Origin of the sequence: Haemophilus haemolyticus, assembly GCF_003352385.1 — a bacterium.
GTDB classification, from domain to species: Bacteria; Pseudomonadota; Gammaproteobacteria; order Enterobacterales; family Pasteurellaceae; genus Haemophilus; species Haemophilus haemolyticus_I.
On record NZ_CP031243.1, the window covers coordinates 1802501 to 1821660 of the forward strand.

General features: G+C 40.3%; 14 protein-coding genes (1 of these 14 cut by a window edge). 7 read left to right on the forward strand and 7 right to left on the reverse strand.

Annotated elements, in window-relative coordinates; genetic code table 11:
* On the reverse strand, positions 1-154 hold the beginning of the coding sequence (gene birA / locus DV428_RS08770) for a bifunctional biotin--[acetyl-CoA-carboxylase] ligase/biotin operon repressor BirA (protein ID WP_162790817.1). Its footprint begins 755 nt before the window's first position; only the first 154 of its 909 coding nucleotides appear in the window; the start codon lies at positions 152-154; its stop codon lies beyond the left edge, outside the window.
* 129 nt (positions 155-283) lie between these two features.
* Here birA and guaB point away from each other — a divergent pair, with 129 nt between their 5' ends.
* The 3 genes from guaB (at position 284) to guaA (ending at position 3733) form a co-directional block, all read left to right on the forward strand.
* A complete protein-coding gene (gene guaB, locus DV428_RS08775) occupies positions 284-1750 on the forward strand; it encodes an IMP dehydrogenase (RefSeq protein WP_114909442.1) in 1467 nt (488 codons plus the stop codon).
* Positions 1751-1818: 68 nt separating this feature from the next.
* On the forward strand, positions 1819-2148 hold the full coding sequence (locus tag DV428_RS08780) for a hypothetical protein (protein ID WP_114909601.1): 330 nt from the start codon (positions 1819-1821) through the stop codon (positions 2146-2148).
* A gap of 13 nt (positions 2149-2161) precedes the next feature.
* Positions 2162-3733, forward strand: a complete 1572-nt coding sequence (gene guaA / locus DV428_RS08785; protein WP_114909443.1) for a glutamine-hydrolyzing GMP synthase — start codon at positions 2162-2164, stop codon at positions 3731-3733.
* A gap of 61 nt (positions 3734-3794) precedes the next feature.
* On the opposite strand, the gene rarD is transcribed toward guaA, so the two are convergent.
* Complete coding sequence (gene rarD, locus DV428_RS08790; RefSeq protein WP_162790805.1) at positions 3795-4685, reverse strand: EamA family transporter RarD; 891 nt, start codon at positions 4683-4685, stop codon at positions 3795-3797.
* Positions 4686-4803: 118 nt separating this feature from the next.
* Here rarD and DV428_RS08795 point away from each other — a divergent pair, with 118 nt between their 5' ends.
* Positions 4804-5265: an Lrp/AsnC family transcriptional regulator gene (locus DV428_RS08795; RefSeq protein ID WP_005629427.1), complete on the forward strand. Its 462-nt coding sequence runs from the start codon at positions 4804-4806 to the stop codon at positions 5263-5265.
* 160 nt (positions 5266-5425) lie between these two features.
* Here DV428_RS08795 and rlmB read toward each other — a convergent pair whose 3' ends face one another.
* Both rlmB and rnr read right to left on the reverse strand, forming a co-directional pair.
* Complete coding sequence (gene rlmB / locus DV428_RS08800) at positions 5426-6166, reverse strand: 23S rRNA (guanosine(2251)-2'-O)-methyltransferase RlmB (protein WP_005655733.1); 741 nt, start codon at positions 6164-6166, stop codon at positions 5426-5428.
* Positions 6167-6221: 55 nt separating this feature from the next.
* Positions 6222-8570, reverse strand: coding sequence for a ribonuclease R (gene rnr / locus DV428_RS08805; RefSeq protein WP_114909445.1), 2349 nt, complete (start codon positions 8568-8570; stop codon positions 6222-6224).
* Between the two features lie 437 nt (positions 8571-9007).
* Here rnr and DV428_RS08810 point away from each other — a divergent pair, with 437 nt between their 5' ends.
* On the forward strand, positions 9008-10246 hold the full coding sequence (locus DV428_RS08810) for a YadA-like family protein (protein WP_208623857.1): 1239 nt from the start codon (positions 9008-9010) through the stop codon (positions 10244-10246).
* 152 nt (positions 10247-10398) lie between these two features.
* Here DV428_RS08810 and yedE read toward each other — a convergent pair whose 3' ends face one another.
* Positions 10399-11457 (reverse strand): YedE family putative selenium transporter, encoded by a 1059-nt coding sequence (yedE, locus tag DV428_RS08815; RefSeq protein WP_114909446.1) that lies wholly within the window; start codon positions 11455-11457, stop codon positions 10399-10401.
* Between the two features lie 228 nt (positions 11458-11685).
* On the opposite strand from yedE, the gene gss reads away from it, so the two are divergent.
* Positions 11686-13560 (forward strand): bifunctional glutathionylspermidine amidase/synthase, encoded by a 1875-nt coding sequence (gss, locus tag DV428_RS08820; RefSeq protein WP_114909447.1) that lies wholly within the window; start codon positions 11686-11688, stop codon positions 13558-13560.
* Positions 13561-13574: 14 nt separating this feature from the next.
* Here the strand turns inward: gss and brnQ are convergent, their stop codons facing one another.
* Positions 13575-14885: a branched-chain amino acid transport system II carrier protein gene (gene brnQ, locus DV428_RS08825; protein ID WP_114909448.1), complete on the reverse strand. Its 1311-nt coding sequence runs from the start codon at positions 14883-14885 to the stop codon at positions 13575-13577.
* A gap of 226 nt (positions 14886-15111) precedes the next feature.
* Between brnQ and nhaA the strand changes: the two genes are divergently transcribed.
* Positions 15112-16278, forward strand: a complete 1167-nt coding sequence (gene nhaA, locus DV428_RS08830) for a Na+/H+ antiporter NhaA (protein WP_162790806.1) — start codon at positions 15112-15114, stop codon at positions 16276-16278.
* Between the two features lie 269 nt (positions 16279-16547).
* Here the strand turns inward: nhaA and clpB are convergent, their stop codons facing one another.
* Entirely contained in the window at positions 16548-19118 is a 2571-nt protein-coding gene (gene clpB, locus DV428_RS08835; protein WP_114909449.1) for an ATP-dependent chaperone ClpB, read from the reverse strand.
* Positions 19119-19160 lie beyond the last annotated feature (42 nt).

Sequence of the window (19160 nt, forward strand, 5' to 3'; positions counted from 1 at the left end):
GCACTAACCTATAATTTTGGCCATCAACGACAATTTCCAAACCTAGCTCACGTAATTGTTTAATGTCCTCTTCAATATCCAGAGAAAACTTTTCCAATTCAAACCGCACTTTCGGCTGGCAGTCCGATAAATATGTCAATAAAGCGAAATTCATCATTTATCCCTTGTAGCAAACGGAGCGAAAATCATAGCATAAATCCAAAAATTTCGTTTTCAAAATCAAGTAAAATCTGTATAATCCCGCCGCAATATTTTTTAACTTCAACTTAGCGAGAATATTGCAATGTCATTACGCATTAAACAAGAAGCCCTTACTTTTGACGATGTTCTACTCGTCCCAGCACATTCAACAGTGCTTCCAAATACAGCCAATCTTTCAACCAAACTCACTAAAGAAATTAATTTGAATATTCCTATGCTTTCAGCTGCAATGGATACCGTAACCGAAACCAAACTTGCGATCTCTTTAGCACAAGAAGGTGGCATCGGCTTTATTCATAAAAATATGACCATTGAACGCCAAGCAGACCGTGTTCGTAAAGTGAAAAAATTCGAAAGTGGTATCGTTTCTGAACCAGTAACTGTTTCACCAAATTTAACCCTTGCCGAACTTGCTGAAATGGTGAAGAAAAACGGCTTCGCTGGCTACCCTGTTGTAGATAGTGAAAATAACCTAATTGGCATCATTACTGGACGCGACACCCGTTTCGTAAAAGATTTGAGCAAAACTGTCTCACAAGTAATGACGAAAAAAGAAGACTTGGTGACAGTAAAAGAAGGGGCGAGTCGCGAAGAAATTTTAGAATTAATGCATCAACACCGTGTTGAAAAAGTATTAGTGGTTAATGATAGCTTCAAACTTAAAGGCATGATTACCGTTAAAGACTTCCAAAAAGCGGAACAAAAACCTAACGCATGTAAAGATGAATTCGGTCGTTTACGTGTCGGTGCTGCTGTCGGTGCTGGCCCAGGTAACGAAGAACGTATTGATGCATTAGTAAAAGCTGGCGTAGATGTATTGTTAATCGACTCTTCTCACGGTCACTCAGAAGGCGTATTACAACGTGTTCGTGAAACTCGTGCAAAATATCCAAACTTACCTATTATTGCGGGTAACGTCGCAACGGCTGAAGGTGCTATCGCACTTGCAGACGCAGGCGCAAGCGCAGTGAAAGTAGGTATCGGCCCTGGTTCAATTTGTACAACTCGTATCGTGACCGGTGTAGGTGTTCCACAAATCACCGCTATCGCAGATGCAGCAGCAGCATTAAAAGATCGTGGTATTCCAGTTATCGCGGATGGTGGCATCCGTTTCTCTGGTGATATTGCAAAAGCTATCGCTGCAGGCGCAAGCTGTGTAATGGTTGGTTCTATGTTCGCAGGTACCGAAGAAGCACCGGGTGAAATCGAACTTTACCAAGGGCGTGCATTTAAATCTTACCGCGGTATGGGTTCACTAGGTGCCATGGCGAAAGGTTCATCAGACCGATATTTCCAATCTGATAACGCTGCAGACAAACTTGTACCAGAAGGTATCGAAGGCCGTATTCCATACAAAGGTTACTTAAAAGAAATCATCCACCAACAAATGGGTGGCTTACGTTCTTGCATGGGCTTAACTGGCTGCGCAACTATCGAAGAATTACGCACAAAAGCAGAATTCGTTCGCATCAGTGGTGCTGGTATTAAAGAATCTCACGTTCACGATGTAACTATTACTAAAGAAGCGCCAAACTATCGTATGGGCTAACAATGAATAAAAGAGCGGTTAAATTTGCCCGCTCTTTTGAACTGTTTCAGGCAATAAAAGGAACTATAATGAAGAAATTTATATTACTGATTCCATTTATTCTATCGGCCTGCACATTACTCGGTCCAACTTATACTGGGGAAACAACCGCAGACGATTTACTAAAATATGATACGGCAAGTAACATTAACCTATTTTTCAGAGCAATCCATAATTGTACGCCTAAACAAATTCACACTCAGATCGATGATGTAAAACTAAACAACAAAACTTCCACTGTAGATTTAGTGAATGAAACTTGGACAGTAAAAGGCTGTAATAAGACCGAAACATTTCAAATCAAATATATCAGCGATGGACATGGTGGAACTTACATCAATATGACAAAACAAAATTAACATAAGGCAAAAAATGACAAACATCCACAACCATAAAATCCTGATCCTCGACTTTGGTTCACAATATACTCAACTGATTGCACGTCGTGTGCGTGAAATCGGTGTATACTGCGAACTTTGGGCTTGGGATGTAACCGAACAACAAATTCGTGAATTTGCCCCAACGGGTATCATTCTTTCAGGTGGTCCTGAAAGTACTACCGAAGAAAATAGCCCTCGTGCACCGGAATATGTATTTAATGCTGGTGTACCAGTATTAGGCATTTGCTATGGAATGCAAACGATGGCAATGCAACTTGGCGGCTTAACCGAAACGTCTGACCACCGAGAGTTCGGCTATGCTTCAGTTTCTCTTGAAAATTGCACCGCACTTTTTGCAAATCTTAATGATAACTTGACAGCAAATGAGCCGACTTTAGATGTTTGGATGAGCCATGGTGATAAAGTCACTCGTTTACCTCAAAACTTCCAAGTAACAGGTACTACTCCAACCTGCCCAATTGCAGCTATGTCTGATGAAAGCCGTCGTTTCTACGGCGTACAATTCCACCCAGAAGTAACCCACACCAAAAAAGGTTTAGAATTATTAACTAATTTTGTCGTGAATATCTGTGGTTGCGAAACCAAATGGACAGCTGAAAACATCATTGAAGATGCCGTTGCTCGCATTAAAGAGCAAGTGGGCGATGATGAAGTAATTTTAGGTTTATCTGGTGGTGTAGACTCTTCTGTGGTTGCATTACTTTTACACCGCGCTATCGGCAAAAACTTACACTGCGTCTTCGTGGATAATGGTTTACTCCGCTTACACGAAGGCGACCAAGTCATGGAAATGTTCGGTGACAAATTCGGTTTAAATATTACCCGTGTTGATGCTGAAAGCCGTTTCTTAGGCGAACTTGCAGGCGTATCAGATCCAGAAGCGAAACGTAAAATTATCGGTAAAGTATTCGTTGATGTATTCGATGATGAATCGAAAAAACTCACTAATGTGAAATGGTTGGCACAAGGTACGATCTACCCTGACGTAATCGAATCTGCAGCAAGCAAAACCGGTAAAGCACATGTGATTAAATCTCACCACAACGTAGGTGGCTTACCAGACTATATGAAACTTGGTTTAGTTGAACCTTTACGTGAATTATTTAAAGATGAAGTACGTAAAATCGGTTTAGCATTAGGCTTACCGGCTGAAATGATCAACCGCCACCCATTCCCTGGCCCAGGTTTAGGCGTCCGTGTATTAGGCGAAGTGAAAAAAGAATACTGCGATTTATTACGCCGTGCGGATGCAATCTTTATCGAAGAATTGCGCAATAGCGGTTGGTATGAAAAAACCAGCCAAGCCTTCAGCGTGTTCCTACCAGTAAAATCTGTAGGTGTAATGGGTGACGGACGTAAATATGACTGGGTAATTTCCTTGCGCGCCGTAGAAACAATCGATTTTATGACCGCACATTGGGCACATTTGCCTTATGATTTATTAGGTAAAGTATCTAACCGCATAATCAATGAAGTGAACGGCATTTCCCGCGTCGTATATGATATTAGCGGAAAACCACCAGCAACTATCGAGTGGGAATAAAAAATCACTTTTTCAGATACGTTCTAATTATTTCAGTAACTTTAATAAGTGCGGTTAATTTTCACCGCACTTTATTTTTGTTTAAAATCCCTTCTATACCAATCACAATGAGACTTAACCAAATAGGCACATAAGTAAAATAGTCGCTTGTGGTTATTTGATTATCTAGCACAAAGACAGCTATTAAAAAAAGCAATATGGGTTCGATATAACTCAACACCGCAAAAATACTGACCGGAATTTGTTGGCTAGATTTTAAGTTGGCTGAAAGCGAAATCGCACTCACAATACCAAGTGCAGGCAATAATAACCAATAACGATATTCTTGCGTAACCAAAGAAAGCGTCGTGCTTTGATAAAGAATATAAATAAAACAAGGAATCGAAATTAAAATAATATCCAATGTAATTCCTTGTAGGGCAGGGATTTTCATCAATTTACGGCTTAGATAATAAAATGGATAAACCGTACAAACCCACAAGCTTGTCCATGAAAAACTTTGAGTGTGCCATAATTCATGTATAACACCGCAGGCAGCCAGTAAAAGAGCGATTTTCTGAATAAATGATAAACGTTCTTTTAACCAAGCCCATCCTAAAATAGCCATGATCAGTGGGAAAAGGAAATATCCCATCGCAATATTTATCCCTTCGCCATTTAGCGGTGCCCACATAAAGAGCCAGAATTGACTTCCTGCATCTAATGTCCCCAGTAAAAATAAAACCCAACGCGTCCAACTTTTTCCTAAAGTTGTCGTGATAAGAGACAAAAGAGAGCGGCAACCAATAGTCGGGAATAAAATTAAAAGTAGCCCAAAGATCATGGTTAACATACGCCACGCAAACACATCTGTTCCGCTAAGTGGTTGGAGCCATATGCTAAATAAATACAATATGCCAAATAAACATTGTGAAAAAATGCACAATAATACGCCTTGAGTGACTACTTTCATCTTAGACCTCATCTCATCAATATGATTATTATAAAATCCCAAGACAATAAAAAATCTCAACTTTATCTTTATTGTGATAATATTTTTCCCAATTATTACATTTTTGAGAAATTATCTTATGCAAACACTGGATAAATTAGATCGTCATATTTTGAATGTATTACAACAAGATGCCATGATTCCGTTAAAAGAACTGTCAGAGAAAGTGAATAGTTCCGTTGCAACCTGTCAACGACGTGTACAAGCATTAACTGATTCAGGCGTTATTACAAAACGTGTTGCAGTAGTTTCCCCAAAAGCTGTTGGGCGTACTATAAGCGTGTTTGTTATGGTCGAAATGGATAATCAACACTCTTATTACCAAGAGCAATTTGAACGAAAAATGCGCCAAGAAGACGAAGTGGTGAGCTGTTACGAAATTTCAGGGGACTATGATTTTATGTTGCTACTTCATGCAAAAGATATGGAAAGCTATCACGCATTCACACGTCGAGTATTGACTGGCGAATTTCATGTAAGAACTTATAAAAGTTTATTTGTAATGAATTTTACCAAAGCAGATAGTGGAATTATCTTATAGAACAGCGCAGTAAATTTTGCTCTTCTCCCACAAAGTGGGATTCAATCATTACTGATAAATTCAACTGAAATTAAAAGGACTGAGTTCGATACAATATCGTCGTCAGTCCTTTAGTAAATAGTCTAGTTTTGAAGGTCAAAGTAAATTTACCGCACTTTTCTTATGAACCTAAACGCTGGCGTACAATTTCAAATAAACATACCCCTGTTGCGACAGATACATTTAATGATGAAACTGAACCAGCCATTGGAATGCTAATCAGTTGATCGCAATGTTCACGTGTTAAACGACGCATCCCTTCGCCTTCTGCTCCCATAACAAGTGCTAGTGGCCCTGTCAGTTTGCTTTGATAAATGGTTTCAGTGGCTTCGCCAGCAGTGCCAACCACCCAAATATTATGGTTTTGTTGTAAATCGCGTAGTGTGCGAGAAAGATTGGTTACACGAATTAACGGCACGGTTTCTGCCGCGCCACAAGCAACTTTACGCGCGATAGATGTTAATTGTGCTGATTTATCTTTCGGTACGATCACGGCCACTGCGCCCGCGGCATCCGCTGTTCGCAGGCAGGCGCCCAAGTTGTGTGGATCCGTCACGCCATCCAAAACTAATAAAAGCGGATTTTGTTTATTCGCAAGAATTTCATCAAGATCATTTTCATTAAGTTCTTTTGCTGCTTGTACTCGAGCAATGACACCTTGATGAACCTCACCATCGGCTTTTTTATCAAGTGTTTGTCGATTAACGAATTGCACACCAATTCCGAGGGAATACAGTTCGTTTAAGAGTGGCTGTAGGCGTTTATCTTCACGTCCTTTAAGTACGAAGACTTCAATTAAACGTTCTGGTGAATGGGTTAAAATACTATTAACAGCATGAATGCCGTAGATTTGTTCTGACATAAATTTCTCTTTTTTTTATTTGAATTTTTAATTCATCCTAAAAATAGGAAGTGAATTATTTTCGTTTTCTAGATGTTTTCTTCAAAACTTCTTTCTTTTTTACCGCACTTTTTCGTTTTTTAGGGGATTTAGACGGTAGCCCTTTAAAGACTTTCTTGGCTTTTTCTTTCGCGGTTTTTCCAGCTCGACGAGGCTTACGTTCACTCCCCATCAGCGAGAAATCGACCATTTTATTTTCTAAATGTACCGCTTCAACTTTGATGCGAACTTTATCGCCTAAGCGATATTGCATTCCGCTATTTTCGCCTATTAAACGCTGTTTTGCTGCATCGAATTGGTAATAATCGTTTTCTAAGGTGGAAATATGGACTAAACCATCGATGAATAAATCATCTAAGCGCACAAATAAACCAAATCCCGCCACAGATGAAATAACACCGCTAAATTCACCGCCAACATGATCTTGCATATATTCACATTTCAGCCAATCTGCCACTTCACGAGCGGCGTCGTCAGCACGGCGTTCGGTCATTGAACAGTGATTGCCAAGTAAATCCATTTCATCAAAAGAGTAATGATAACCGCCAGTATCCGTTGTTTTACGTTTTGCGCCTTGTTCTTTAGCGAGTAAATATTTGATGCCTCGATGAAGTGTTAAGTCTGGATAACGGCGAATTGGCGAAGTAAAGTGTGCATACTCTTCCAAAGCCAAACCAAAGTGCCCAATATTATCAGCATGATAGACAGCTTGACTTAATGAACGTAGCAACATTGTTTGAATAAGTTCATGATCAGGTCGTTCTTTAACTTTTTCTAAGAGAGCAGCATAGTCTTTTGTGGTTGGTTTTAAGCCACCTTCTAAAGTTAAACCAAACTCACTTAAGAAAGTGCGGAACGATGTTAATTTTTCTTCGCTAGGGGTAGCATGAATACGATATAACGCAGGTTCTTTATGTTTTTCCATAAAATTAGCTGCTGCGATATTCGCAAGAATCATACATTCCTCAATGATTTTGTGGGCATCATTGCGAACAACGGGTTCAATGCGCTCAACTCGCCCCATTGCATTGAAAATAAACTTAGTTTCAATGGTTTCAAAATCGATCGCTCCACGTTGATGACGCGCACTAAGCAAAGCTTGATAGAGTTTATAAAGTTCTTCTAAATGAGGCACAAGCGTAGAATAACGAGTGCGTAATTCTTCATCGCCTTCAAGCATTTTTGCTACTTTGGTATAAGTGAGGCGGGCGTGAGAATTCATCACCGCTTCATAAAAGCGATAATCTGTGAGCTTACCTTTGGCCGAAATTTGCATCTCACACACCATACACAAACGATCCACTTGTGGGTTCAGCGAGCATAAGCCATTCGATAAAATTTCAGGTAACATGGGTACAACTCGGTTCGGGAAATAGACCGAGTTACCACGATTATGTGCTTCTATATCCAAAGCGGAACGTAAACGTACGTAATAACTGACATCCGCAATCGCGACCCAAAGTTTCCAGCCCTTGCCGTGTTTTTCACAATAAACGGCATCATCAAAATCCCGCGCATCTTCGCCATCAATGGTCACAAGCGGCAAATTTCGTAAATCCACACGACCTTTTTTGGCTTCTTCAGGCACTTCTTCAGTGAATTTTTTTACGTATTTTTCCACCGCACTTGGAAACTTATGGGGAATATCGTGGTTACGCAAGGCGATTTCCACTTCCATTCCTTTCGCCATATTATCTCCTAGAATTTCAGTGATCACGCCAATTGGCTGGTTAAAACTGGCAGAGCGTTCTTGCAACTCGACAACGACAACTTGTCCCATGCGAGCGCCATTACGATGTTCATTAGGCACAAGAATATCTCGGCCAATTCTGCTGTCATCAGGCACCACATAGCTAAAGCTGTTTTCTAAGAAAAAGCGCCCCACAATTTGTTTTTTACGGCTTTCTAATACGCGTACAATTCGCACTTCACGGCGACCACGACGATCTAATCCAGCAGGTTGCGCTAAGACAAAATCCCCATGCATGACTCTTTGCATTTGATGGTTTGGAATGAATAAATCATCCTTTTTGCCATCGACCTGTAAAAAACCAAAACCTTCGCGATGACCAATTACCGTGCCTTTAAATAAATCTAATTTTTCTGGTAAGGCATAGCGTTTACGTTTGGTGAACACTAATTGGCCGTCATTTTCCATCGCGCGTAACCGGCGACGCATCGCTTCTATTTGATCTTCATTTCGAATGGAAAGTGCGGTCAAAATTTCATCCCGATTCATCGGTGCATTATTGTCTCGAATAACGCTTAAAATAAATTCACGACTCGGGATTAGATTGCCGTATTTTTCCAATTCTCGTTTGTAATGAGGATCTTGGCTGATTAAGTTTTTACGTTTTTTTGTCATTATTTTTTACAGTTTTAAAAAGTGCGGAGAGTTTGACACTGTAAGGGGGATAATGCAAGACGGGGGAGGTTTATTTATCAGTAAAACCAATGAACTTTTTCAATGTGTAAATAAACACCTGTTTTTCTTTTTTATTTTTTGTTAAAGTTTCAAACCCTTAATTATTATTCATTTGACAAAAGGAACAATATTATGACAATCATTAAGCAAGCAAGCAAGCAAGCAAGCAAGCAAGCAAGCAAGCAAGCAAGCAAGCAAGCAAGCAAGCAAGCAAGCAAGCAAGCAAGCAAGCAAGCAAGCAAGCAAGTCTAACCCGCCTTTCCTTAATTAGTCTACTTATTTCTACTTCTTTTTATTCTATCCAATCTTTTGCCGTTGATCCAAAATGGACACCTGAGTATGGGACTGCTCCCAGTAATGTTATTTGGGGAATAGCCTTGGGGGATGACAGTAAAGTGTTCAATCCTGAAAATGGCAAATCTCACGGAGCTGCCGCCATCGGTGGAAATTCTCAAGCAAAAAACTTGGGCTCTTTAGCGGTGGGTTATGAGGCACAAGCAGGTTTAGGCGATAAGGGCGGGAATTTCAGTACTGCTATTGGTGCAAAAACCAAAGCACCCAAAGGCGGGGTTGCACTTGGCTTCAGTGCAGAAGCTGAAGGAGAAAACTCTCTTGCCATCGGTTCTGCTGCAAAAAGCAAGGACGGATACGGTGCAACCGCTTTCGGCACAGGAAGCCGTGTAGAAAAACTAGAAAAAGGTAAAAAGAATACTATTCAAGGACAAGACAACAAAAGCATTGAAGTGGATGAAAATGGCAAAGCAACCAAAATTAATATTAAACGTGAAAGTGAACAATCTTTAATCGAAAAGCAGGGTGAAACCTATGGAGCAATAGCTTTTGGTTTGAAAGCATCTTCGCATAACTTATTCAGCACAGCCTTGGGGGCATTTTCTACAGTTGCCGCGGTTGAAGGTACTGCCGTCGGCGGCGGTAGTCAGGTAACCGGCTATCGCGGTTCTGCTTTCGGTATGCACAGCAAGGCAGAAGCAGAAAAAAGTTTAGCTTTGGGTTATGAAAGCGAATCAACCGCTTATAACTCCGTTGCTTTGGGCGCAAGTTCACTTGCTAACCGTCCTAACACCGTTTCTGTAGGCGATAGTAATTATAATCTTTACCGTCAAATCACTAATGTCGCCGATGGTACAGAAGATTATGATGCAGTTAATGTGCGTCAATTAAATGCAGTAGAAGCTAAAATTGGTCAAGTGAATAATCAATTTACACAAGTTGATACCCGTTTAAATCGAACAGATTTACGTATTAACCGCGTTGGCGCAAGTGCGGCGGCGTTGGCTTCATTAAAACCTGCACAATTAGGCGAAGATGATAAATTTGCATTGTCTTTGGGCGTTGGTAGTTATAAAAATGCGCAGGCGATGGCAATGGGTGCAGTGTTTAAGCCAGCTGAAAACGTATTGCTTAATGTAGCGGGGAGTTTTTCTGGTTCGGAAAAAACCTTTGGCGCAGGTGTTTCTTGGAAATTCGGTAAAAAATCAAAACCTGCGGTTTCAACACAAAGTGCGGTCAATTCTGCTGAAGTTTTACAATTGCGACAAGAAGTATCGGCAATGCAAAAAGAATTGGCTGAATTGAAAAAAGCATTAAGAAAATAATCTTTAAACTAAGTGAGTAAGGGCGTGATGTACGCCCTTTTTTATTTATCTATTTATTTAAATATTATATAGATATTCAGATGGATAGATATAGTTAACCTTTTGGGAAAGAATAAAATCTGCACTCGTGATGAGTGCAGATAGAAAGTGAATTAAGCCGATTTTTTGGTAAAGCCAATATAGGCGCAGAATATAAATCCAAGCACTAAAGCGTATGGCGTAAATTCACCAATGCCAGAGCCTGAAGCTGCAAGGCTTAAACGATGCGCCGCGGCTGCACCTAAAAGCATACCAAGCACAAAAATAGCGGAGTCATTATCACCTTCACCAAGATGAACCAAATGTTTGCCAGGGCAACCACCGCCAAGGGCGAAGCATAATCCGCAAAGTGCCATGCCGAGGAAGTTCCAAAGATATTGATTATGTGCACCAGGTTGTTGTTCAAACCCTAAATGGAATTGACCAAGTAAAGCATTGGTAATGGCAGCAAATACCACTAAAGCGATGACACCATTCAATAATGAAGAATCACGGAATAGAATGAAATTGCGGAATGCACCGATTGAGCAGAAACGTGATTTTTGCATTAATACGCCTATGATTAGCCCGCCTGCTAAAGATAATGCCCAAAATGCATGTTGTGTGCCAGGGCCTTTTTGTGAAAAATAAAGCGGTAAACCTTCGCCAAAACTAAATTGTGTGATAACGCCAATAAGTAATAAACCCGCAATAATGACAGAAATCCAGCCTGTAACGGGGGCTTGTTCTTTGGCTTTGCCGAGCGAAAATCCTCGATTGCTAAAGAAAATTCCACCTAATACACCGACAAATAAACCGACAATACCGGCAATCGCAGATAAATCGCCGCCCCCTAGACGCAAATATGCACGCCATGGACAACCTAAGAAAGTTAGAGCACCAATCATGGCAAATACGCCTAAAATTAAGCGAATGAATGGTGATGAACCACCACGAGCACGAAATTCTTTCGCAAATAACGCACTCACTAACGCACCGAAAATTAATCCGATGAGTTCGGGGCGGATGTATTGAAGTGGAGCGGCTTGATGTAAGCCAATGGAGCCAGCCGTATCGCGTAAGAAACAGGCTGCGCAGAATCCCATGTTGCCTGGATTTCCGCTATAAGTAAGTAGTGGAGCGATGATACCAAGTGCAGCACCTGCAACCACAGGCCATTTTGATCCTTTCATAATGAAACCCTTGTGATATCTAAAGTTAAACTAAATTGTGTACTCTCGAATACTCGAAAAGCACGTTCATTTTAATCCAAGAAGTTAAATGGTAAAGAATGTTTTGATGAAAAGATGAGATAAATCAAAAATTTGGTAGGAAAAAAGTGCGGTAAAATTTTTATTGATTGTCGTAATGAAAATAAAAGATCTATACTAACTGCGTTCATTTTTTACTCGGAAGATACTATGACAGAACGTTCAGCCAATATCATTACCCACGATCCTTTTGGTAGCTTGCTTGGATATGCGCCTGGTGGCGTAGCAATTTATTCCTCAGATTACAATACTGCAGATGATAAAGAGTTCCCGAATGATGCCGCATTTCGCAGTTATCTAGGGCGAGAATATATGGGCTATAAATGGCAGTGTGTGGAATTTGCTCGTCGTTATTTATATCTCAATCATGGCGTTGTGTTTGCCGATGTCGGTATGGCGTATGAGATCTTTTCTTTACGTTTTTTACGCCAAGTGGTGAACGATGCCTTGTTGCCCTTACAGGCATTTGCTAATGGTTGCAAACGTAAACCTCAAGCAGGTTCCTTATTAATTTGGCAAGAAGGGGGCGAATTTAAACACACGGGGCATGTGGCAATTATCACTGAGGTATTGGCTGATAGAATTCAAATCGCCGAGCAAAATGTAATTCATTCCCGCTTGCCAAGTGGCCAGCAATGGACGCGTGAATTGCCGATGATTGTTTCAGAACAAGGTTATTTTATACAAGATACTTTTGATGATACTAAGATTCTTGGTTGGATGATCCAAACAGACGATACTGAGTTTTCGGAACCCCAACCTTTCCCAAAATCAATCGCACTTCGGTTACACGCTCATCATGTTGACAATCACGGTCAATTTAGTGAGAAATGGTTAAATGAAAATGAGCCATTTGGTGCGGCATATATTAAAGCAATGAGCGGACATAAAGTGAGCCATTCTGATCAATATCGCTATTTTGCGATGTCTGAAAGTGCTCAACAAGAATTAATTCACGCCACTAATGAGCTGCATTTAATGTATTTACATGCGACAGACAAAGTACTCAAAGATGATAGCCTGTTGCAGTATTTCAATATTCCGAAGCTCCTTTGGCCACGCTTAAGACTTTCTTGGCAAAATCGTCGTTATCAGACGATTACCGGTCGTTTAGATTTCTGTATGAGTGAACGAGGTTTGAAAGTCTATGAATATAATGCCGACTCAGCTTCTTGCCATGCTGAGGCTGGCGATATTATGAATCGCTGGGCAAAACAAGCTGGTGGCGTATTGGGGGAAAATCCTTCCGATGGCTTGCGTAATGCATTAGCTGATTGTTGGCAACATAGTCAAGCCTCAAAATTAGTTCATATTCTGCAAGATCACGATGATGAAGAAGATTACCACGCCATGTTTATGCAACAGGCATTAGTGCAGGCGGGATTTCAAGCCAAAATTATTCACGGAACTGAAGGCTTACATTGGGATAATCGTGGTCGCCTGATTGATGAGGAAAATAACCAAGTTCAAACTGTTTGGAAAACTTGGGCATGGGAAACCATGCTAGAACAACTTCGTGAAGATGCAACAGGAATGGAAGTTGCTCCACCTATTCGCACAGGTTATCCAGAAGATAAAGTGCGGTTAATTGACGTACTACTTCGTCCAGAAGTGTTGGTTTATGAACCGCTTTGGACGGCAATTCCAAGCAACAAAGCGATTTTGCCTGTGCTTTGGTCTTTATTCCCTAATCATCGTTATTTGTTAGAGGCAAGTTTTCATCTCACACCAAACTTAATTCAAAACGGCTATGCACAAAAACCAATTGCAGGTCGCCGAGGTGATAACGTTAAATTAATTGGTGAAAATAACTCTATGCTAGGCATAACCGATGGACAGTTTAGTCAGCAAGATAGTATCTATCAACAACTTTGGTGCTTACCACAAGTGGAAGATCAATATTTGCAAGTCTGTACTTTTACTGTTGGAGGACATTATGGTGGCACTTGCCTACGTTCTGATTCGAGTCGAGTGATTGTAGGCAATAGTGATATGCAACCATTGAGAGTGTTGAAGGATAAATAAAACACCTTGTGATATTAAGAATGGGTTTTACGCAATGCTTTTCCAATTAAAATGCTTGCAACTAACATCACTAAAGTCGGAACCAACCAGGCCATTCCTTCAGATGAAAGAGGGAAGTGTTCCAATAATGAATTAATGCTTTCTGGTAACATTTTAACGTTATTTAAGCTATCACATAAACTAAAACAAACAGTTACGATTAATGTGCTGTTGTATGTAAATTTGATTGATGGAATTTTTTTGCGTAAGAATTGCAATAATACAAGCACAATAGCCACTGGATAAATTAATAACAAAGCAGGGATCGTTATGCGAAGTAGATCCGTTAAACCATATTGTGAAACAGTGATTGTCATTGCGGTAAAAAGTGCGGCCCAAAACGGATAAGAAAAACGTACAGAGAATTTTGAAAAATAGTCAGCAGCGGCACTCGTTACACCAACAAGGGTTGTTAAGCTCGCTAATACAATAATCCCTGCCATAATCCAAGTACCAGCAGAACCGAATAAGATATTTACATAACGAGAGAAAATTTGTCCGCCATTAGTTGCACCTTCTGCAACTGCAGCACTAGTCGCACCTAGATAGAAAAGCGAAAAATATAAACCCGCCAGTAAGATGACTGAAACAAATCCGGCTGAGATAGTGTATTTCACGATATCTTTGGGTTGAGTTACATTTTTTGCTGCGAGTGCACGAGCGACGATTCCACCGAAAGCAATAGCTGCGAGTACGTCCATGGTTTGATAACCACTGGTTAATCCGATTAATAAAGAATGGCCATTTTCATACGCTTTACTTGGCGCTTGAATTTCAGATAAAGGTGAAATAAATACAGTGACGGCTACAGCAACTAATAACACAAGCAATGCCGGTGTCATGAATTTACCAACACTTGAAATAATGGTATTTGGGCGAATCATAAAGCCCATCGCGATTAAGTTGAAAATGAGTGAAAAGAGGAAACGAACACTCGCATTATCTTCCACTAATCCTAAAGGTAACCATGCCATTTCGTAAGCAACATTCGTGATACGAGGCATTGCAAAAGTGGAGCCAATGGTTAGATAAAGTATAACGAGAAAACCAGTGCCCGCCCATTTAGGTAAATCTTTCGTGAGTTCTTCACCACGACCTAAAATAGATACAATAACAAGTGTAATAAAAGGCATTAAAACGCCGGTTAATACAAAACCGAAGGAGGCGCCTGCCCAATGCTGTCCGGCGGTGAAGCCTTCCATTGGCGGAAAAATGATGTTACCTGCGCCTAAAAATAAGGCGAAGATCATCATTCCTAAAACGATAATATCTTTACGTGAAAACATAATTTTTTGACTCTAAAAATAAAAAGGCCTGCATTCTACTACAAAGTGTAGAAAATCCCTATTCTGTAAAACTAAAAATGTGAATTTCGTCACAATATGAAGAATCTTATCGACAATTCGATAAAAATCCCTGCAAAATCGACCGCACTTTTTCCTTTGAGGGCAAAAATATGCTAGGATTCAGCCTTTGTTAATTTTTTGTTATTTATTTTGGGAAGGAGTTTGCGTGGTACAACTGATTCAACGCTTTTTAAAATTAGAATCCGCTGGTGGTATTTTGTTGCTTTTTTCTGCTGCAGTAGCGATGTTGCTGGCTAATTCGCCATTAAGCAGTCAATATAATGATTTCTTGAATTTGCCAGTCAGTTTGCAAATTGGCAGTTTCTCTATTAATAAAACCTTAATCCACTGGATTAACGATGGTTTTATGGCGGTGTTTTTTGTGTTAGTGGGAATGGAAGTTAAAAAAGAATTATTCGAAGGCGCACTTTCTTCCTACCAACAAGCTATTTTCCCTGCTATTGCTGCGGTGGGGGGAATGATCGTGCCCGCATTGGTTTATTGGTTCATTGCAAAACAGGATCCTAGCCTTGCAAACGGCTGGGCTATTCCTATGGCGACTGATATCGCTTTTGCGCTTGGTATCATGGCATTATTGAGTAAGCAAGTACCATTGCCCCTAAAGATTTTTTTACTCGCACTCGCTATTATTGATGACTTAGGCGCGATTGTTGTAATTGCGCTGTTCTTCTCTCATGAATTAAGTGTACAGGCTCTAATTTTCTCAGGTATTTCTATTTTGACTTTGGTTTTATTAAACCGCTTTAGAGTTAGTGCACTTTGTGCCTATATGGTGATAGGGGCAATTTTATGGGCATCTGTTTTAAAATCTGGTGTTCATGCGACGTTGGCTGGTGTGATTATTGGTTTTTGTATTCCATTAAAAGGTAAAAAAGGTGAACGACCGTTACATGATTTTGAGCACATTCTAGCGCCTTGGTCATCCTTCGTTATTTTACCGCTCTTTGCATTTGCCAATGCAGGTGTTAGTTTTGACGGTATTGATGTGAGTATGATTTCATCGCCATTATTATTGGCTATCGCGTGCGGTTTAATTATAGGTAAACCAGTCGGCGTTTTCGGATTTAGTTATATTTCCGTTAAGTTGGGATTAGCTAAATTACCGGATGGAATCAATTTTAAACAAATTTTTGCGGTCGCAGTTTTATGTGGTATCGGCTTTACGATGTCAATGTTCTTAGCAAGCCTTGCTTTTGATGCAGATGCTGGAGAAAGTGTCAATACGCTTTCTCGTTTAGGTATTTTACTTGGTTCAACCGTTTCAGCAACGCTTGGGTATTTATTCTTAAAACAAACGGCAAAACGAAGCTAATCATACACAAAGTGCGGTAAATTGAGCTGCAGCCCTAAAAGTTGGACTAAATAAGCGACCGATGACATACAAAGCATGTCAAGAAAAGAAAACTATCTAGACAATGCGGAAATAGAAAGTTTATTTGGTCGATTAAAAACGGAATGTTTTTATAGTTGGAGTTTAACTAAAATTAAAAGGACTGAGTCCGATACAATATCGTCATCAGTCCTTAAGTAAATAGCCCAGTTTTTTAGGCTCAGATGAAATTTACCGAACTTTTTTAATACCTATTGTCTAGCTTGAACTTCTGCGTTGGCGTAATCAATGGTAACAACCTTACCAGGTAATAACGCACCAGATAGAATTTGTTGTGCCAAGCTGTTTTCGATCTCTTGTTGAATTGCACGTTTCAATGGACGCGCGCCATAAATTGGGTCGTACCCCACTTCACCAATGAAATCTAATAAAGCATCGGTAAACACCAATTCGTAACCACGAGTTTCCATACGTTTTGTCAAACGTTCTAATTGAATATTGGCTATTGCACGGATATTTTCTTTACCAAGCGGATGGAATACCACGGTCTCGTCAATACGGTTGATAAATTCCGGGCGGAAATGTTGCCCCACTACAGACATCACTAAGGCTTTCATTTCGCTATAGCTTTCATCTTTGTTACCTTGGATTAAATCAGAACCTAAGTTAGAGGTCATGATCACCACCGTATTACGGAAGTCCACAGTACGACCTTGCCCGTCAGTTAAACGACCATCATCTAACACTTGCAACAAGATGTTGAACACATCTGCATGGGCTTTTTCCACTTCATCGAGCAAAATGACCGAATATGGACGACGACGAACAGCCTCAGTTAAATAACCACCTTCTTCATATCCAACATAGCCTGGAGGTGCACCAACTAAGCGAGAGACACTGTGTTTTTCCATAAACTCTGACATATCAATGCGCACCATCGCATCTTCACTATCAAACAAGAATTTAGCCAAGGTTTTACAAAGCTCTGTTTTACCCACACCTGTTGGCCCAAGGAACAAGAAAGAACCAATTGGGCGATTAGGATCAGAAAGACCAGCGCGGCTACGACGAATCGCGTTCGCGACGGCATCAACCGCTTCTTCTTGACCAATCACTCGTTTATGTAGTTCATCTTCCATGCGCAAGAGTTTTTCTTTCTCGCCTTCCATCATTTTTGATACTGGAATGCCTGTGGCTTTAGAAAGCACTTCTGCGATTTCTTCATCCGTGACGCGATAGCGTAAAAGCGTCATTTCTTTTCCTTCGCTAGTTTCAGCTTGCTCAAGTTGCTTTTCAAGAGCAGGGATGCGGCCATATTGCAACTCAGACATTTTAGCTAAATCACCCGCACGACGAGCTTGTTCTAGTTCGGTTTTTGCAGTATCTAATTCTTGTTTAATATGTTGAGAGCCAGAAAGCGTTGCTTTTTCAGATTTCCACACTTCTTCAAGTTCAGCATATTCACGTTCTTTTTCAGCCAATTCTTTCTCTAACATTTCTAAACGTTTGCGACTTGCTTCGTCTTCTTCTTTTTGTAACGCTTGTTGTTCCAATTTTAATTGAATAATACGACGTTCAAGACGATCCAGCGGTTCAGGTTTAGAATCTATTTCCATACGAATGCTAGACGCCGCTTCATCAATCAAATCAATCGCTTTATCAGGTAACTGACGATCGGAAATATAACGATGTGAAAGCGTTGCCGCAGCGACAATCGCAGGGTCAGTAATATCTACATGGTGGTGAATTTCATAACGTTCTTTCAAACCACGTAAGATCGCAATAGTATCTTCTACACTTGGTTCGTCCACAAATACTTTTTGGAAACGGCGTTCAAGTGCGGCATCTTTTTCAATATATTGACGATATTCGTCTAACGTTGTTGCACCCACACAATGTAATTCACCGCGCGCTAAACTTGGTTTTAATAAGTTACCCGCATCCATCGCACCATCGGTTTTACCCGCGCCGACCATAGTATGAATTTCATCAATAAAGAGGATAACGCGACCTTCTTCTTTCGAAAGTTCATTGAGAACCGCTTTTAAACGCTCTTCAAATTCACCACGATATTTCGCACCAGCAATCAACGCCCCCATATCTAATGAAAGTACGCGTTTATTTTTCAAACCTTCTGGCACTTCACCATTTACAATGCGTTGTGCCAAACCTTCGACAATAGCGGTTTTACCTACACCCGGCTCACCAATTAACACTGGGTTGTTTTTGGTACGACGTTGTAATACTTGAATGGCTCGACGAATTTCTTCATCACGTCCAATTACAGGATCAAGTTTGCCACTTTCTGCACGAGCAGTTAAATCAATTGTATATTTTTCTAATGCTTGTCTGCTTTCTTCTGCATTTTGATCGTTCACGTTTTGTCCCCCTCTAATTTGCTGAATGGCTTGCGAAATTTGTTCTTTTTTCGCACCGCACTTTTTCAAAATATCGCTGAGCGCTCCTCGTTCTTCTAAAGCTGCAAGCAAAAACAATTCGCTCGAAATAAATTTATCTTGGTTTTGTTGTGCAAATTTATCGCATAAATTAAGTAAATTAATGAGCTGGCGTGAAAGTTGTACATCACCGCCATTGCCAATAACCTGTGGCAATTTATTTAGTTCAGTCTTTAATTCATTACGCAATAAAGTTACATTTACGCCACTTGCAGTTAAAATTGGTGCAATTGAACCGCCCTGTTGATTTAACAGTGCAGTCAATAAATGCACGGGTTCAATAAATTGATTATCTTTTCCGATAGCAAGTGATTGTGCTTCGCTTAAAGCTTCTTGGAACTTTGTTGTAAATTTTTCAATGTTCATACACTTTCCTCAATTTGGTTTTGGCTTTCGCCGTTTGCTCAA

Excerpts from the sequence above, each read along its gene's own strand:
- guaB (WP_114909442.1), top strand. The coding sequence starts at position 284 with ATGTCATTACGCATTAAACAAGAAGCCCTTACTTTTGACGATGTTCTA.
- DV428_RS08780 (WP_114909601.1), top strand. The coding sequence starts at position 1,819 with ATGAAGAAATTTATATTACTGATTCCATTTATTCTATCGGCCTGCACA.
- guaA (WP_114909443.1), top strand. The coding sequence starts at position 2,162 with ATGACAAACATCCACAACCATAAAATCCTGATCCTCGACTTTGGTTCA.
- rarD (WP_162790805.1), bottom strand. The coding sequence starts at position 4,685 with ATGAAAGTAGTCACTCAAGGCGTATTATTGTGCATTTTTTCACAATGT.
- DV428_RS08795 (WP_005629427.1), top strand. The coding sequence starts at position 4,804 with ATGCAAACACTGGATAAATTAGATCGTCATATTTTGAATGTATTACAA.
- rlmB (WP_005655733.1), bottom strand. The coding sequence starts at position 6,166 with ATGTCAGAACAAATCTACGGCATTCATGCTGTTAATAGTATTTTAACC.
- rnr (WP_114909445.1), bottom strand. The coding sequence starts at position 8,570 with ATGACAAAAAAACGTAAAAACTTAATCAGCCAAGATCCTCATTACAAA.
- yedE (WP_114909446.1), bottom strand. The coding sequence starts at position 11,457 with ATGAAAGGATCAAAATGGCCTGTGGTTGCAGGTGCTGCACTTGGTATC.
- gss (WP_114909447.1), top strand. The coding sequence starts at position 11,686 with ATGACAGAACGTTCAGCCAATATCATTACCCACGATCCTTTTGGTAGC.
- brnQ (WP_114909448.1), bottom strand. The coding sequence starts at position 14,885 with ATGTTTTCACGTAAAGATATTATCGTTTTAGGAATGATGATCTTCGCC.
- clpB (WP_114909449.1), bottom strand. The coding sequence starts at position 19,118 with ATGAACATTGAAAAATTTACAACAAAGTTCCAAGAAGCTTTAAGCGAA.